This window comes from Larkinella sp. C7, assembly GCF_006149005.1.
GTDB lineage: Bacteria > Bacteroidota > Bacteroidia > Cytophagales > Spirosomataceae > Larkinella.
This window is the reverse complement of sequence record NZ_VBSL01000002.1, coordinates 212,398-225,692: the sequence shown is the minus strand read 5'-3', so window position 1 is coordinate 225,692 and position 13,295 is coordinate 212,398. Positions and strand designations below refer to the sequence as shown.

Here is a 13,295-nt window from a genome sequence, read left to right as displayed (position 1 = left end):
GAATTAATCCATTCATCGTTCATCACTCATCACTCATCATTCTTTTCTATTCGGTTCCGCGCCAACCAGCGCGTAGGCAATTTTTTCGTTTAGATTTTCATCGTTGGACGGATCTTTGTCCATGCCCGACGGGATGCGCCCCGTTGGTTTCGGGCTGGGTTGCAATGCCGTTTCTTCCTGGCTGGGCGTTGGTCCGGTCTGATCGATTACTTCTTCATCGGCATTCGGATCGTTGTCCATATCCGACGGAATATCCTTTAAAGGCGTCGTTTCCCTGACCGGATGAAGGTTCGGATTTTGTGAGGGTGTCATAGTCCTGAGTTGATGGTATCCCCCTATAACCACCGCTGTGCCCGGGTTGTTTTCAGAACTGGACTACAAAAAAGGTCAACCCGGAAGGAGTTGACCTGAAATTTTAGCGGAAAGGCTGGGCGCGTTGGGTGGTATCGGGCGGATCGACCTGCTCCGGAGCCGACGGTTCAATGAACAGCGAATCGGCTGGAATGTCAACACCTGTGGAGTCCGATTCATCCTCTTCGTCATCATCGTTTCCTCCGGGACAATTCAGATAATCCTTCGTTATTTTTACCGTCGGTTTATCAAAAGGGCCCTGATACAGCTTCAGTTCCTTGTCCTGATAGACTTTTTCCAAAAACCGTCCCACCAGCGGCAAGGCGGTTTTGGCGCCTTCGCCCATGTCGGTCGACCGGAAGTGGATGCTGCGATCATCGCCACCCACCCAGGCCCCCACCACCAGGTCGCGGGTGACGCCCATAAACCAGCCGTCGGAGTTGTTGGAGGTGGTGCCGGTTTTTCCGCCCACCTGGTTGCGGTTTTTGAATAAATCGTACGACCACAAATTCTGTGATGTACCACCCGATTCTTCCAAACCACCTTTCAGCATGTGGAGCATCAGAAAAGCAGACTCTTCCCGGATGGCCTGTTTCTTTTCCGGCACAAATTCTTCAATAATTTTGCCGTTGCGGTCTTCGATTCGCGTCACCAGCAACGGTTCGGTGTGTACGCCGTTGTTCGCGAAGGTGCAGTAAGCCGCTACCATTTCATACAGCGACACGTCGGAAGAACCCAACCCGACAGACGGAACAGCCGCCAAGCGGCTTTTAATACCGAGCCGGTGGGCGTATTCCACCACCCGCTGGGGCGTTGCGACGTCATTGGTCAACTGGGCCGTCACTGAATTGATGGAGCGGGCCATGGCCCGGCGCAGGGTCATGTTGGAATAAGAGAATGATCCGGCTGAGTTTTTTGGTGCCCAGAAATCTTCTTCCCCTTTTTCGTTGATGTATTCCTTCCGGAACGGTTCATCGCGCCGACGGTCGCAGGGGCCTAAATTGATCGTTGAGTCGTCGATCACCGTGGCATAAACGAATGGTTTGAAGGTCGAACCCGGTTGCCGTTTTCCCTGTTTGACGTGATCGAACTGAAAAAAGTTATAGTCGAGACCACCCACCCAGGTCCGGATAAAACCGGTATGCGGGTCCATCGCCACCAGACCGGCCTGCAAAAACCGCTTGTAGTAGGCGATAGAATCCATGGGCGACATGTACTTCTTCTTCGGTCCGTTCCAGGAGAAAACCGTCATGCTGTCTTTTTTCTCCTTCATGTAATACTGGATGGAATCCGGCTGATTCGGAAATTTCAGTTGGAGCGCCTTGTACCGTTCCGTCCGCTGGGCAACTTTGTCCAGAAAGTCCGGGATTTCCTTGCCATCTTCATCTGTCCAGGGATTTCGGCCCGACCAGTGGTTGTCGAACGTCCGCTGCAGCAGCTTCATTTTTTCCGCAACAGCCTCTTCGGCCAGGGCCTGCATCCGGGAGTCGACGGTGGTATAAATTCGTAAACCATCGGTATACAGATCATAGCCGTTTTCTTCGCCCCATTTTTTAACGACCTCGACCACCGCATTTTTGAAATAATTGGCCGGACCGGAATACGGATTGTCAGGGCTGTAGCGCGTTACGAGGGGCAATTCACACAGTGAATCGGCTTGTGCTTTGGTGAGGTACTTGTATTTTTCCATTTGCCGGATCACCACATTCCGGCGGTTGCGCGACTTCTCGAAGTTACGTTTGATCAGCGGATTATACGTCGTCGTCGCTTTCTGCAAGCCCACGAGAACGGCGGATTCCTGCACGTTCAGCGTCTCCGGTGATTTGCTGAAATACGTCCGGGCCGCCGTCTTGATCCCGTAGGCATTGCTGCCAAAATCGACAGTATTGAAATACATGGTCAGGATCTGCTCTTTCGAAAAATTCCGCTCCAGTTTGATGGCCATCAGCCATTCTTTGGTTTTCAGAATGATCGTTTTCACCAGGGGAACATTATACAGCAATCCCCGCGACTGCCGCCGTCGGGTTTTAAAGAGGTTTTTGGCAAGCTGCTGCGTTATCGTACTTCCTCCGCCGGAGTTGTTACCGGTTAAGACGCCATAGACGGCCCGACCCAGACTTCGGGTATCGATCCCGGAATGCTCGTAAAACCGTACGTCTTCAGTCGCAATCAGGGCGTGAATGAGGGAGGGCGATAAGTCTTCATATTTGATGGGGGTGCGGTTTTCGGTAAAAAACCGGCCGATCATGACTTTGTCGTAGGAATAAATTTCGGAAGACTGGGAAACCTTGGGGTTTTTCAAATCCTCGACGCTTGGCATTTCACCACTGAGGTAGAGGAAATTGGATTCAATGGAAAGGATGTACAACAGGACCAGCACAAAGCCGTAAATAAGCGTTTTGGTGGTCTGGTAAAAGATGCGGAAAGCGAGTGATCGGGTGTCGAAGCGGGCGTTGATCCAATTTCGGTAGCGTTGTCGAACGCCCCGGTAGTAACCGACTGCTGAATCGACACGCTCTTTTCCGAGAAGACCCGACATCATGCGGTAAACCAGTCGTCTAAAGCCGTTGCTTATGAGACCGAAAAAGCCGGTGATGCCTTGCCAAAGGGTACGAAGCTGCCCCCAGAATTTACTCATGCCTGGTATTTTGACGGTTAAAATTGAAGAACGGGTTCAGTTGACGTCGCACCACTGAGAGGATGCGCCTGATGTCCGTCTGATTTCAAAAAAGTAAAATTAATTCGATAGGCAAAAAAGACGGATTGAAAAATCCGTCCCTTAGAGCAAATATAACGGAAATTTAGACGATATAATATGAAAAAAGCCAGCCCGTTCATCGGGTTGGCTCAAAACCAGGGTGTTAGCACCCGCTTATTTCTTTTCAAATTCCAATGCTACGCCGTTCATGCAATACCGCAGACCGGTTGGCTTGGGTCCATCGTCAAAAACGTGTCCCAAATGCCCGCCACAGACGCCACATTCGACCTCTGTGCGGACCATGCCGTGGCTGCGGTCTACCTTTTCGACCACGTTCTGTTTCGACAGGGATTTATAAAAACTCGGCCAGCCCGTTCCGGATTCAAACTTGGTGTCGGAACTGAACAGGGGCGTTTTGCAGCCTGCACATTTGAACACCCCTTTTTCGTGGTTATCGACCAGTGGACTCGTAAAAGGCCGCTCGGTACCTTGCTGGCGCAGAACGTAAAACTGCTGGGGTGTTAAGATTTTCTTCCATTCCGCTTCCGTTTTAACCACTTTGCGGGGTATAGCATCGTCGATACGTGGTGTCAACGAAATGGATGCGACGGAGCCGGTGAGCACCAGCCCACACAAAACTCCAAGAAAAAGGTTGCGGTTCATACCTGATTAACGCAAGAAATGGGAGGATAGTTTGCGAGGTAAAAAAAGCCACAGCGCAGTTGTGCGTGTGGCTTTTCAGGTCTTTCAGTTGCCTTCAGTTACAGCGGCATCAAAACCGTATCGATGGAGTGAATCACGCCGTTCGACTGGTAAACATCGGAAATGGCAACAGTGGCAGTTCCACCTTTGGCATCGGTCAGAACCAGATTTTTTCCACTCATTTTGGCGGTTAAATCACCTCCGGCTACAGTTTTCAGCGTGGCGGTTCCATTACCAGCTTTGATGAGCTTTGCAATTTCCTGGGCGTCCAGACGACCCGCAACCACGTGGTAGGTTAATATGCCGGTCAGGGTGGCTTTGTTTTCAGGCTTTACCAGCGTTTCAACCGTGCCGGCTGGTAATTTGCCAAAAGCGTCGTTGGTGGGGGCAAAAACCGTGAAAGGACCAGCTCCCTGTAAAGTTTCGACCAAGCCCGCAGCTTTCACGGCGGCAACCAGTGTGGTGTGATCTTTTGAATTGACGGCATTTTCAATGATGTTCTTGTTGGGATACATCATGGCACCACCTACTTTCTTCGGTTTTTGAGCGTAGGAAACCGTAACAAATGCGCAAAGAATAGCGGCAATAATTCCTGTTTTGATGAAGGCTTTCATGATTGAAATACGAATTAAATGAAGATGGGAAAATAAAAGAATCGGGTTGTTCCCGACTCTCAGCAATACCTACGCCATCGCCTTCTATTTGGATTTTTAATTGTTGAAAAAAAAAGCCTATAAATCATAAAAAAGGCCCTGGAAACGTTTCCAAGGCCTTTTTTTAAGAAAGAATAAAAGTATAATAACTCTATATATTTTTGGTCAAATCGACGTATAAACATCCCTTAAAAAACGTATAACCCTGGATAAAAAAAGAGAATTATAAATGATAAATGGTAGATATAAAAGTTTGTGCAAAACCGCCACTTTTACATTTACCATTTAATATTTATGGTTCTCTTTTCAGATAAGGAGAAATCAGGAGGTCACATTTCCGACCACCACCATTGCGGAAAGCGTGGGAGTGGGGCTACCGCCCCGGCGTTCGAGCGTAATGGCAAAGGCATCGGCTTTCAGGAATTTTTTAGCCTGCTGCACCACCCGGGTGTTGTCGCCCACATCGAAGACCCCGGCATCGACCGGTTTTCCGTCGACAATGGCCCAAAGCTGGTATTGCTGGGTTTCGGGCGGACGAACCAGCGAATCAATTTCGAGATTAACCTGGCCCGTGCTGGCATTCCAGTAGATGGTTGCGAGGTTGGCGGTTGTGGTGTCGGTAGGATTCAGCCGGATTACCCGCGTACCCGGTTCTTTCAGGATGGCCAGCGTTTGGTCGGCCTGCAACTGTTGCGCCCGCAGCACCCGAACTTCTTCGGTCAAGGCTTCATTCGAATTGCGGAGCGAACTGAGCGTTTGCTGGCTTCCCTGCAATTGGGAGTACAGGAAGTAGGCAAAAAACAACACAACCAGACCCAGGGAAGCGGCTACCAGCCAGGTAACGCGAAAGGTGGGTCTTGAATCGAATGCGTCTTCTCTGGAATTTAATGAACGAATGGGCGTTTCAGTACTTTCTTCGCTGGTGAGTGGGGGCGTTGGGGAAACTTCCTCAACCGTTTCGGCTTCCGGAGGGCCAAATTCCAGCTCTTTCAGAAGCCAATCTTTGATATCGGTAGGCGGATCACGGCGCAGGGTCTGGGCATACTGTTCCACCGCAGCCGACAGCGTGTCGAGCTCCTGGCGGATCTCAGGGTAAATGCTCGACAGACACTCTACCTCCCGCTTTTCCTGCGGGCTGACGGTGCCGAGCACATACTCTTCCAGTATTCCGGACTCTATGTATTCTTTCGTGTTCATGTGCCGAATAACTTCTTCAATTCCTGTAAAGCAGACCGAACCCGCGTTTTGACCGTTCCGAGCGGCAAATTCAATTTCTCCGCTACTTCTTCATGGGTGTATCCATAGAAGTAGACAAGATCAATGACCATTCGTCGATCCGGGTTTAATTGATTGACCTTGTCGGGTAAATCAAGTGTCTCCACAGCGGGCTGATAGGTTTGCTGATGCTGATCGACAATATCTACGATATCGGTGCTGGTTTGGATTGACTGACCTGAATGGCGGGTGCGGATGGCGTCGATGGCGGTATTTCGGGCAATGTTCAGTAACCATGTAAAAAGACGGCCTTTCTGAGAATCGTAAGAGGGAATGTTCCGCCAGATCTTTACAAAAGAGTCCTGTAAAACGTCACGGGCGGCTTCTTCATCACGAACGACCTTCAGAATTACGCCGTACAAAGCCGGTGAATACTGGTCGTAGAGCAAGTGAAATGCCTGTTCCTCTCGCTGCTGGAGCTTTTTGACCAGTACGTCTTCCGTAAATGGGAGGTTTGAACGCTTCAAGGTAATGGAGTAATTCAGTAACCAAAAGGGTCAGTGTCAAAAATACGAATAAAATGATGCGGGCAAACAAATGAATGCGTATTTAGTCCTGAATTTCAAAAAAAAAGCCATTTCCTTCATCCAGAAATAGCTTTTTTTTCGAAACCAGGCCTGCATTTTCCCGAAGGCTAATCAACTGGTTTTTTCGTTTTTACGGTTTTGGTCGTTTTCTTTCGAACCGTTGTGCTTTTGGTCGTCACGGCATCCTCCGACCGCCGGGCATTCCGGCTCGATTGGGTGCCTTTGATCAGTTTGCTTTTCAGCGAATCCTGTTTAGCCGTCGGTTCACCCTGCGGGAACGACTGGGCTGCCTGCTCCGGCGCGTGGGTGTTGGGTGAAGGTGTCTGGGCTTGTCCGTGACTGGCAATCCAGAGCAGGGCGGCAGTAAAAAGAGCTATTTTTTTCATAACCGTTTAGATCAGCGTTGAGTAAGGATTTAACCCGAATCCCGGCGAATTGTTCGATGGGCTCCCGCTAAGCGCATGGATTTCGGATTCTCTTGTTTTCGGAAAAAGTAGATTCAGCGCCCGATTGGGGTCGGGAAGCGTTGCCAGAAATGGCATAAAATCGTTTATATTTGCACCTCAAAATTGGCAGACACCCCTGCGTATGCAGCTCGATCAAAACCGTTATCAAATTCAGGGCATCAACGTTCTGGAGATGGCCGAAGCGTTTGGCCTTCCCTTGTATGTGTATGATGCCGACAAAATTATTGAAAAAATAGGCACGCTCCAGTCGGCTTTTCAGGGCGTCAATCTGAAAATCAAGTATGCCGCCAAAGCATTGACCAACGTGTCGATTCTGAAGTTGATGCGCAGCCGGGGAATCGATGTGGAAGTGGTTTCGGTGAATGAAATCCGGATGGCGTTGCTGGCCGGTTTCGATCCCGAACAAATCATGTATACGCCGAGTGGCGTTTCCTTTGCTGAAATTCAGGAAGCACTCGCGCTGGGCGTGCGGCTGAACGTCGATAGTCTGCCCTTGCTGGAATTCATGGGGCAGCAGTATGGCAGCCGCAAACCGGTCGGTATCCGGATCAACCCCCACATTGCGGAAGGCGGCAACATCAAAATTCAGACCGGTCACGCCGATTCCAAGTTTGGCATTTCGATGGAGCAGCGGAGCCAGATTCGGGCGCTGGTCGAGCAATATGCCATTCCGGTGGTCGGTCTCCACATTCATACCGGCTCGGATTTCAAGAATGCCGATGCGTTTCTCAAAGGAGCAGAAGTGCTTTTTGAGCTGGCTAATGACTACCCCAATCTGCAGTTTCTCGATTTTGGCAGCGGTTTTAAGGTGGCCTACAAAGAAGGGGATCACAGCACGGATGTGGTGGATCTGGGGCGGAAAGTGACGGCGGCCTTTCAGAAATTCTGTCAGCAGTACGGGCGGGAAATCGAACTGTGTTTTGAGCCCGGCAAGTTTTTAGTGAGCGAAAGCGGTGTGCTGCTGGTGAATGTCAACGTGGTGAAGGAGAACCCCAACCGGACGTTTGTGGGCGTCGATTCGGGATTAAATCACCTGATCCGGCCGATGATGTACGATGCCTACCACGAAATTGTCAATGTTTCGAATCCGACGGGTGAAAAACAGACGTACAGCATCGTGGGGTATATTTGCGAAACCGACACCCTGGGTTGGGATCGTTCGCTGAACGAGGTTCGCCCCGGCGATGTGCTGGCGCTGAAAAATGCGGGAGCCTACGGTTTTAGCATGAGTTCCAACTACAACTCGCGGGTCAGGCCCGCTGAAGTGCTGGTGTACGACGGAAAACCACACCTAATCCGCCGGCGCGAAACCTTCGAAGACCTGGTGCGGAATCAGATTGAAGTGGATTTTGAAGAAGAAATAACCATTAAAAATAATTAAGAGTGAAGAGTGAAAAGTGAAGAGTTAAATGCGTCAGCCAACTCTTCACTCTTCACTCTTCACTCATCACTCTTTACGATGGGACGCGCATACGAATACCGGAAAGCCAGAAAATTCAAGCGGTGGGGGATGATGGCCAAGACCTTCACCAAAATTGGAAAAGACATTGCCCTCGCAGTGAAAAGTGGTGGTCCTGATCCAACAACGAACGGACGACTGCGGGCCATTATCCAGAATGCCCGGGCGGCCAACATGCCGAAAGAAAACGTTGATCGGGCGATCAAACGGGCGGTTTCGAAAGAACAGGAGGATTACAAGGAAATCACCTACGAAGGCTATGGCCCGCACGGCATTGCCATCGTGGTGGAAACCGCCACGGACAACATCAACCGGACGGTAGCCAACCTGCGGAGTTACTTCAGCAAATGCGGGGGTGCCCTCGGAACTTCCGGGATGCTCGACTTCATGTTCGACCGCAAATCCGTCTTCCGCATTCCGGCCGGCGACATCGATCTGGATGAACTGGAACTGGAAATGATCGACTTTGGTGCGGACGAAATCTCACTGGATGAAGAAGCCGGGCAGCTGGTGATCTACGGCGAATTCACGGCTTTCGGAGCGATTCAGAAGCACCTGGAAGAGAAGGGATATGAACTCAAACAAGCGGAATTCGAACGCATTCCGAACGATACCAAGGAACTGACCGAAGAAGAATCTGCCGATCTGGAAAAACTGTTGGAGAAGATCGAAGAAGACGAAGATGTTCTGAACGTCTTCCACAACATGCGGTAATCAAAAAGCGATGCGGTAAGCGACCTCAAAACCACTTACCGCATCTTGTTTAACAATTGCGTTCGGGTGGGGCGCTCGCTGACCACTTCATAGTCCAATCCTTCCAAATCCAGGGCATCCACAAAATGTCGGTAGTGATCGCCTTCCACTTCGAACAGGCAGATATTCTCATACGGCTCATTAAAAAGCTCCACCTCCGTCAAAACCGCTTTCTGTTGTAGCAATTGGTACTGCTGGTTGGATAAATCGTTCTTCCGAATGGTGAAGTACCACATAGATCTTGTGTAGATGAAAGAAGATAGACAAGAGAGGACAGCGGGAAGCGTCTATGGTCTCTTGTCTAACGTCTCTTGTCCATTTCTTAATTCGCCCCTGATTCGCGCAGTAGCTCTACCCAGCCTTTGACAATTTCGGCGGGTGCGGCACAATTCAGCCGTTTGTATTTGACGGTTACCTGATACAGATACAGGCCACCCGGTACGTCTTTCCCCTGGTTGTTCTTGCCGTTCCATTGGAGGGAGAGGTCGCTGCTTTGGTAGACTTTAACCCCCCAGCGGTTGACCACCGTCAGTTCCGCCGACTCAATAAACCGGGGGCATTGGGCGGGCTGAAAAATATCATTTTTGCCATCGCCGTTGGGCGTAAATACATTTGGCATCATCAAATAGGGGCAATTGTCCTTACAAACCCGGTTGGAAGCCGCGCTTTCCCGACCACTCCGACTCACCGCCCGAACTTCGTAGCAGCCCGCAAATGAGGTCAGATTTTGATGCCGATACGTCAGTTGAGGGGCACTGACGGAGTCGATCAGAACGAGATCCTGGCCTTCGCAGGGACTATAGTAAATGCGGTATTTCACCACGTTGCGGTCGCAATCGCCCGTGGTCGGATTTTGCCAGGTCAGGTTGTTGGCAAACGTCGTCTGGTTGCAGAATGAGGTGGGTGTCAGCGTAGAACAGTTGAGCGTATCGACAGCCAGTTGGGGCGGACAGGGGCGGGTGGTGTCGATCGGCGACGCACAAACGCCCTGCGAGAAGTTGTTCAGCAGAATCGTCGTGAGCGGAGGTGCATACTGTCCGACGGTTTCGACCCGGTAGCAATAGCTGCTGTCCACCGACATCGTGACCGGCTGAACGCCGTCGCCCGCAAACGTATCGGCTCCCTGATCGAGGTAGGCATACGTATTGGCCGTGGTAACCGGAACGACGGCCACCAGGTTGAACGGGCCGTTGGGACCGGTTTTGCTGCGATACACCCGGTGCTGCTTGTTGTCATTGCTCCAGGGCACATTGGCCTGCCAGGTAAGCTGGACGCGTCGAACACCGGGGGTGGCCGTGAGTCGAACCGAGCTGGCGTTTTCGGTTGCGTCGAGCCGTTGCAATTGTCCCGTACCGGGATCGGTGAAGTAAAACTCAATGCGATACCGGTAGGCGTTGGCGACGGTATTGATTCCGCGATCGGTATAAACCGTATCCGCAACCGTGGATTGCAGGGTGGTGTTGATGGCGGCAATCTGGGTAAAATCGGTGCCGTTCAGGCCGGTAGCCCGGAACAGGCGGTATTGGAACGGACCGGTACCGTCGTTGGGGTTGATGCCGGGAGGGCGGGTCCAGCGGACGGTGATCACACCCCGCGTATCGAATGTGCTGTCGACGGTGACGTGCGTAATCAGCGGTACCTGCTGCGGTAAATTCACACAAACCTGTTGAGAAATGACGCTTTGCCCGTTGTTGGGGCGGGGCAGCAAGACAATGATTCGGTAGCTGTACTGCACACCCCGCTGTAGTCCCTGGTTGTTGTTGTTATCGGTATAAGAAGTCTGGTTGATGCCTACGGTATCGACCCGGACATAGCCATTGGCTTCCAGTTGACCGGGGTCGCTGCACGGATCGAATGGGGTGTCTTCACAGCCTATCTTGCGGTAAATGGCCATCTTCGTGCTGGCAGGCAACTGAGCCGCACAGGAGTATGCGGCCCAGTTGAGCAGAATGGCTCGTCCGGCCGCATTGGCGGCTGGCCTGGCCGTAAGGTTCTGGGGTTGGGGCGCATAGATCTTGATGCGGAACGACTCGAGGGTGGCCAACTGGGTTTGTCCGGCGGTTCGGGGTAGATCGACCACTCGAAAAACGACATCATAGGGTTCGGCGCGGACGTGGGCACAATTGGTTTGCCAGCGGAACGTACCGGAAGCCGGTGAGTTCTGGGCGGTTTTGGGCGCGAAAGTCGCGTATTGGGGAGATATGATATTGATCGGGGTTGTTCCGTCAGGACCCACATTGAAGGGTCCACCGTAGGCCGAAAGCTCCAGACGGTTGTTGTCGGGATCGGTGGCGGTTATGGCTTGCTGGATGAGCGTTCCGGCTTCGACGCACAGATCGGGAGGTACCACGATGGCCGGTCGTCTGTTGGTAGAGGGGGTAACGATGATCTGCATATCGCGGATGATTTCCCCAATTTTGACCCCATCACGCCATTCCTCCACAATAAAAGCGATGTTGTACTGGCCCTGTTCGGCGGGCGCATCCCAGCAGACATCACCGGTAATGGCATTGACGGTCAGCGTGGCCGGACCGGTTCCGGCTTCGTTGATTCGGTTGACACCTATGGCCGTTGGGTCGGAGTAACCGGCTACACTTCTAAGCGTACAGTTCCCCTGTTCATCGGCAATTCTTCCGGAAGGAACGTAAAGCCGGTAAGCCAGGCTATCCCCGTCGGCATCGAAAGCCGCCGGGTTATGGCACCATTTCTGGCCGATGCGGGCAGAATCCAGTGGCGGGTTCAACAGAACCGGCGTACTGTTCAGCCCCAAAGCGGCATTGACGACGATGGTCGTCTGGAGTTGAAAGCTGGTTTGAATCGAAGATGGAATATTGCGGACGTTTTCGTTTCGGTTGGTAATCGTACAGGTAATGCGGTAAGTACCGGGGCCCGGATAGGTAAAGGTCGCAACGTAGGTATTGGCGGTGGTGGCCCGGTTGATGACCGTCCGGCTCCGGCGGGGAACGGCCACGGCATTTCCGATTCCAAAACAAAAGTAAGAGGGGTCCTGCTGGTCACTGGCCGTTCGTCCCCCGATTTCGTCGTGGTAAGTGGTCATCGTAACCTCATAGGTCAGGGAAGTACTGGAAATACGCCGGGTGGTAATTTCACCGGCCCGCAAGTGCGTAGCCTGCGTTTCGGAGATTGCCAGGATTCCCAGCAACAAGACCCACAAAAACGTGAGGAAATATGTTTTCATAACCAATTAATTTCTATACCTACAAGAACGTACAAGTGCTTGGGTTGTGTATACGGTTTTCGGCCACTGGGGACAATTATAGCAATAAAGTTTGGGAGTTGAAGGGTTTCGATGCGACCGCTTTATCCCTGAACCTCCTGAAGGGGACTTTATCCAGCCATTGTGACGGTGTCCAGGTCTCTTTCAGAGGATTGAGGGGCTTTTAAATTTTATAAAATCCCTTTTGGTTGAAGACGGTTTTCCAGAAAAAACGCAGGAAAATACCCACATGCCGGGCAAATTCCCGCTGATTTTCCAACTCCGAAAAGGGCGCGCGTAGTTTGAGGAGGTTAACGCCGATTTTCCAGCCAAAAATCACGGGGATCAGGGTGAGGTAGTGCAGAATCAGGATCAGGTAAGCCCCCACGCCGTATTGCTTCCGTACCCAGAGCAAATTGGAAACGTGCATTTGCGGTTTGAATCGGTTGATGTGCGTCACCTTGCGTTCCTGATAATCGGTGCTGCTGCCGTATTCGAGGTGAATGTAGAACGCATCGCGGAGGAGCAGCATTTTGCCCTGTTTGCCCAGCCGGTAACACCATTCCACGTCTTCGGCATACATGAAAAAGTTGTCGTCCAGCATCCCGGCTTTCTGAATCGTTTCCCGGCGGGTCATAATGAACGAGCCAATTAGCCAGTCCACTTCGTTCGGATCGGTATAATGGTTGTCGGGCAGCAGACGGTGGAGTAGTGTTTTGAAAAAGCCGGAACCGGGTACAATGTAAAAGTACCGGCGCAGTTGGGAAAAACCGTCGTAGGCTTCGGTATGCACCTGACCATCGCGCGTAATCTGCATGGGGCCCACGGCGGCCACTTCCGGGCGGTTGTCGAGCAGGTCGGCACAGCGTTTCAGCACATTGTCGATCAGCAACGTATCCGAATTGAGCAACAGGATCAATCGGCCTTTCGACTCGGCGATGCCCCGGTTGTTGGCGCGGGAGAAACCGGCGTTGTACCCCATTTCGATCCAGCGGGTGTTGGGGAAGGCGTTCAACACGACCGCCTGACCGGAAGGGTCCGGGTCATTATTGACGACCAGAACCTCGTAAGAAAGTCCGGAAGTGTGTTTTTCAACCGAATGAAGGCAGTCGACAATGAGGTGCGGGGTTTTGTAATTGACCAGGATGATGGAGAGAATGGGCGTCGTAGGTGCTTGCATACAGGATGCAAAG

Annotated in this window: 12 protein-coding genes; 2 read left to right on the top strand and 10 right to left on the bottom strand. The window is 51.7% G+C overall.

Annotated features, from left to right (window positions below; translation table 11 throughout):
* Nucleotides 1–36: 36 nt before the first annotated feature.
* The 7 genes from FH871_RS06025 to FH871_RS05995 form a co-directional block, all read right to left on the bottom strand.
* Nucleotides 37–312 carry a hypothetical protein gene (locus tag FH871_RS06025; protein WP_138990447.1) on the bottom strand — a complete coding sequence of 92 codons (276 nt, stop codon included), beginning with the start codon at nucleotides 310–312 and terminating at the stop codon, nucleotides 37–39.
* A gap of 103 nt (nucleotides 313–415) precedes the next feature.
* Complete coding sequence (locus tag FH871_RS06020; protein ID WP_138990446.1) at nucleotides 416–2,989, bottom strand: penicillin-binding protein 1A; 2,574 nt, start codon at nucleotides 2,987–2,989, stop codon at nucleotides 416–418.
* A 234-nt stretch (nucleotides 2,990–3,223) separates the two neighbouring features.
* Nucleotides 3,224–3,712, bottom strand: coding sequence for a peptide-methionine (R)-S-oxide reductase MsrB (gene msrB, locus FH871_RS06015; RefSeq protein ID WP_138990445.1), 489 nt, complete (start codon nucleotides 3,710–3,712; stop codon nucleotides 3,224–3,226).
* Nucleotides 3,713–3,810: 98 nt separating this feature from the next.
* The gene (locus FH871_RS06010; RefSeq protein WP_138990444.1) at nucleotides 3,811–4,365 is read right to left on the bottom strand and encodes a fasciclin domain-containing protein; all 555 of its coding nucleotides are present in this window, start codon (nucleotides 4,363–4,365) and stop codon (nucleotides 3,811–3,813) included.
* A 360-nt stretch (nucleotides 4,366–4,725) separates the two neighbouring features.
* On the bottom strand, nucleotides 4,726–5,601 hold the full coding sequence (locus FH871_RS06005; protein WP_138990443.1) for an anti-sigma factor: 876 nt from the start codon (nucleotides 5,599–5,601) through the stop codon (nucleotides 4,726–4,728).
* Nucleotides 5,598–6,146: an RNA polymerase sigma factor gene (locus FH871_RS06000; protein WP_138990442.1), complete on the bottom strand. Its 549-nt coding sequence runs from the start codon at nucleotides 6,144–6,146 to the stop codon at nucleotides 5,598–5,600. The genes FH871_RS06005 and FH871_RS06000 overlap by 4 nt, the downstream gene beginning before the upstream one ends.
* Nucleotides 6,147–6,313: 167 nt before the next feature.
* The gene (locus tag FH871_RS05995; RefSeq protein ID WP_138990441.1) at nucleotides 6,314–6,592 is read right to left on the bottom strand and encodes a hypothetical protein; all 279 of its coding nucleotides are present in this window, start codon (nucleotides 6,590–6,592) and stop codon (nucleotides 6,314–6,316) included.
* 202 nt (nucleotides 6,593–6,794) lie between these two features.
* On the opposite strand from FH871_RS05995, the gene lysA reads away from it, so the two are divergent.
* Both lysA and FH871_RS05985 read left to right on the top strand, forming a co-directional pair.
* Nucleotides 6,795–8,054, top strand: a complete 1,260-nt coding sequence (gene lysA / locus FH871_RS05990; protein ID WP_138990440.1) for a diaminopimelate decarboxylase — start codon at nucleotides 6,795–6,797, stop codon at nucleotides 8,052–8,054.
* Nucleotides 8,055–8,132: 78 nt separating this feature from the next.
* Nucleotides 8,133–8,846, top strand: coding sequence for a YebC/PmpR family DNA-binding transcriptional regulator (locus FH871_RS05985; RefSeq protein ID WP_138990439.1), 714 nt, complete (start codon nucleotides 8,133–8,135; stop codon nucleotides 8,844–8,846).
* 35 nt (nucleotides 8,847–8,881) lie between these two features.
* On the opposite strand, the gene FH871_RS05980 is transcribed toward FH871_RS05985, so the two are convergent.
* From FH871_RS05980 to FH871_RS05970, 3 genes are all read right to left on the bottom strand, one after another.
* On the bottom strand, nucleotides 8,882–9,121 hold the full coding sequence (locus FH871_RS05980; protein ID WP_138990438.1) for a hypothetical protein: 240 nt from the start codon (nucleotides 9,119–9,121) through the stop codon (nucleotides 8,882–8,884).
* Nucleotides 9,122–9,207: 86 nt separating this feature from the next.
* On the bottom strand, nucleotides 9,208–12,084 hold the full coding sequence (locus tag FH871_RS05975; protein ID WP_138990437.1) for a gliding motility-associated C-terminal domain-containing protein: 2,877 nt from the start codon (nucleotides 12,082–12,084) through the stop codon (nucleotides 9,208–9,210).
* Nucleotides 12,085–12,286: 202 nt separating this feature from the next.
* On the bottom strand, nucleotides 12,287–13,282 hold the full coding sequence (locus tag FH871_RS05970; protein WP_138990436.1) for a glycosyltransferase family 2 protein: 996 nt from the start codon (nucleotides 13,280–13,282) through the stop codon (nucleotides 12,287–12,289).
* Between the last annotated feature and the right edge of the window lie 13 nt (nucleotides 13,283–13,295).

Bases quoted from the DNA above. Each gene is read 5' to 3' on its own strand.
- FH871_RS05980 (WP_138990438.1), bottom strand. From the start codon at position 9,121: ATGTGGTACTTCACCATTCGGAAGAACGATTTATCCAACCAGCAGTAC.
- FH871_RS05995 (WP_138990441.1), bottom strand. From the start codon at position 6,592: ATGAAAAAAATAGCTCTTTTTACTGCCGCCCTGCTCTGGATTGCCAGT.
- FH871_RS05985 (WP_138990439.1), top strand. From the start codon at position 8,133: ATGGGACGCGCATACGAATACCGGAAAGCCAGAAAATTCAAGCGGTGG.
- FH871_RS06025 (WP_138990447.1), bottom strand. From the start codon at position 312: ATGACACCCTCACAAAATCCGAACCTTCATCCGGTCAGGGAAACGACG.
- msrB (WP_138990445.1), bottom strand. From the start codon at position 3,712: ATGAACCGCAACCTTTTTCTTGGAGTTTTGTGTGGGCTGGTGCTCACC.
- lysA (WP_138990440.1), top strand. From the start codon at position 6,795: ATGCAGCTCGATCAAAACCGTTATCAAATTCAGGGCATCAACGTTCTG.
- FH871_RS06005 (WP_138990443.1), bottom strand. From the start codon at position 5,601: ATGAACACGAAAGAATACATAGAGTCCGGAATACTGGAAGAGTATGTG.
- FH871_RS05970 (WP_138990436.1), bottom strand. From the start codon at position 13,282: ATGCAAGCACCTACGACGCCCATTCTCTCCATCATCCTGGTCAATTAC.
- FH871_RS05975 (WP_138990437.1), bottom strand. From the start codon at position 12,084: ATGAAAACATATTTCCTCACGTTTTTGTGGGTCTTGTTGCTGGGAATC.
- FH871_RS06010 (WP_138990444.1), bottom strand. From the start codon at position 4,365: ATGAAAGCCTTCATCAAAACAGGAATTATTGCCGCTATTCTTTGCGCA.
- FH871_RS06020 (WP_138990446.1), bottom strand. From the start codon at position 2,989: ATGAGTAAATTCTGGGGGCAGCTTCGTACCCTTTGGCAAGGCATCACC.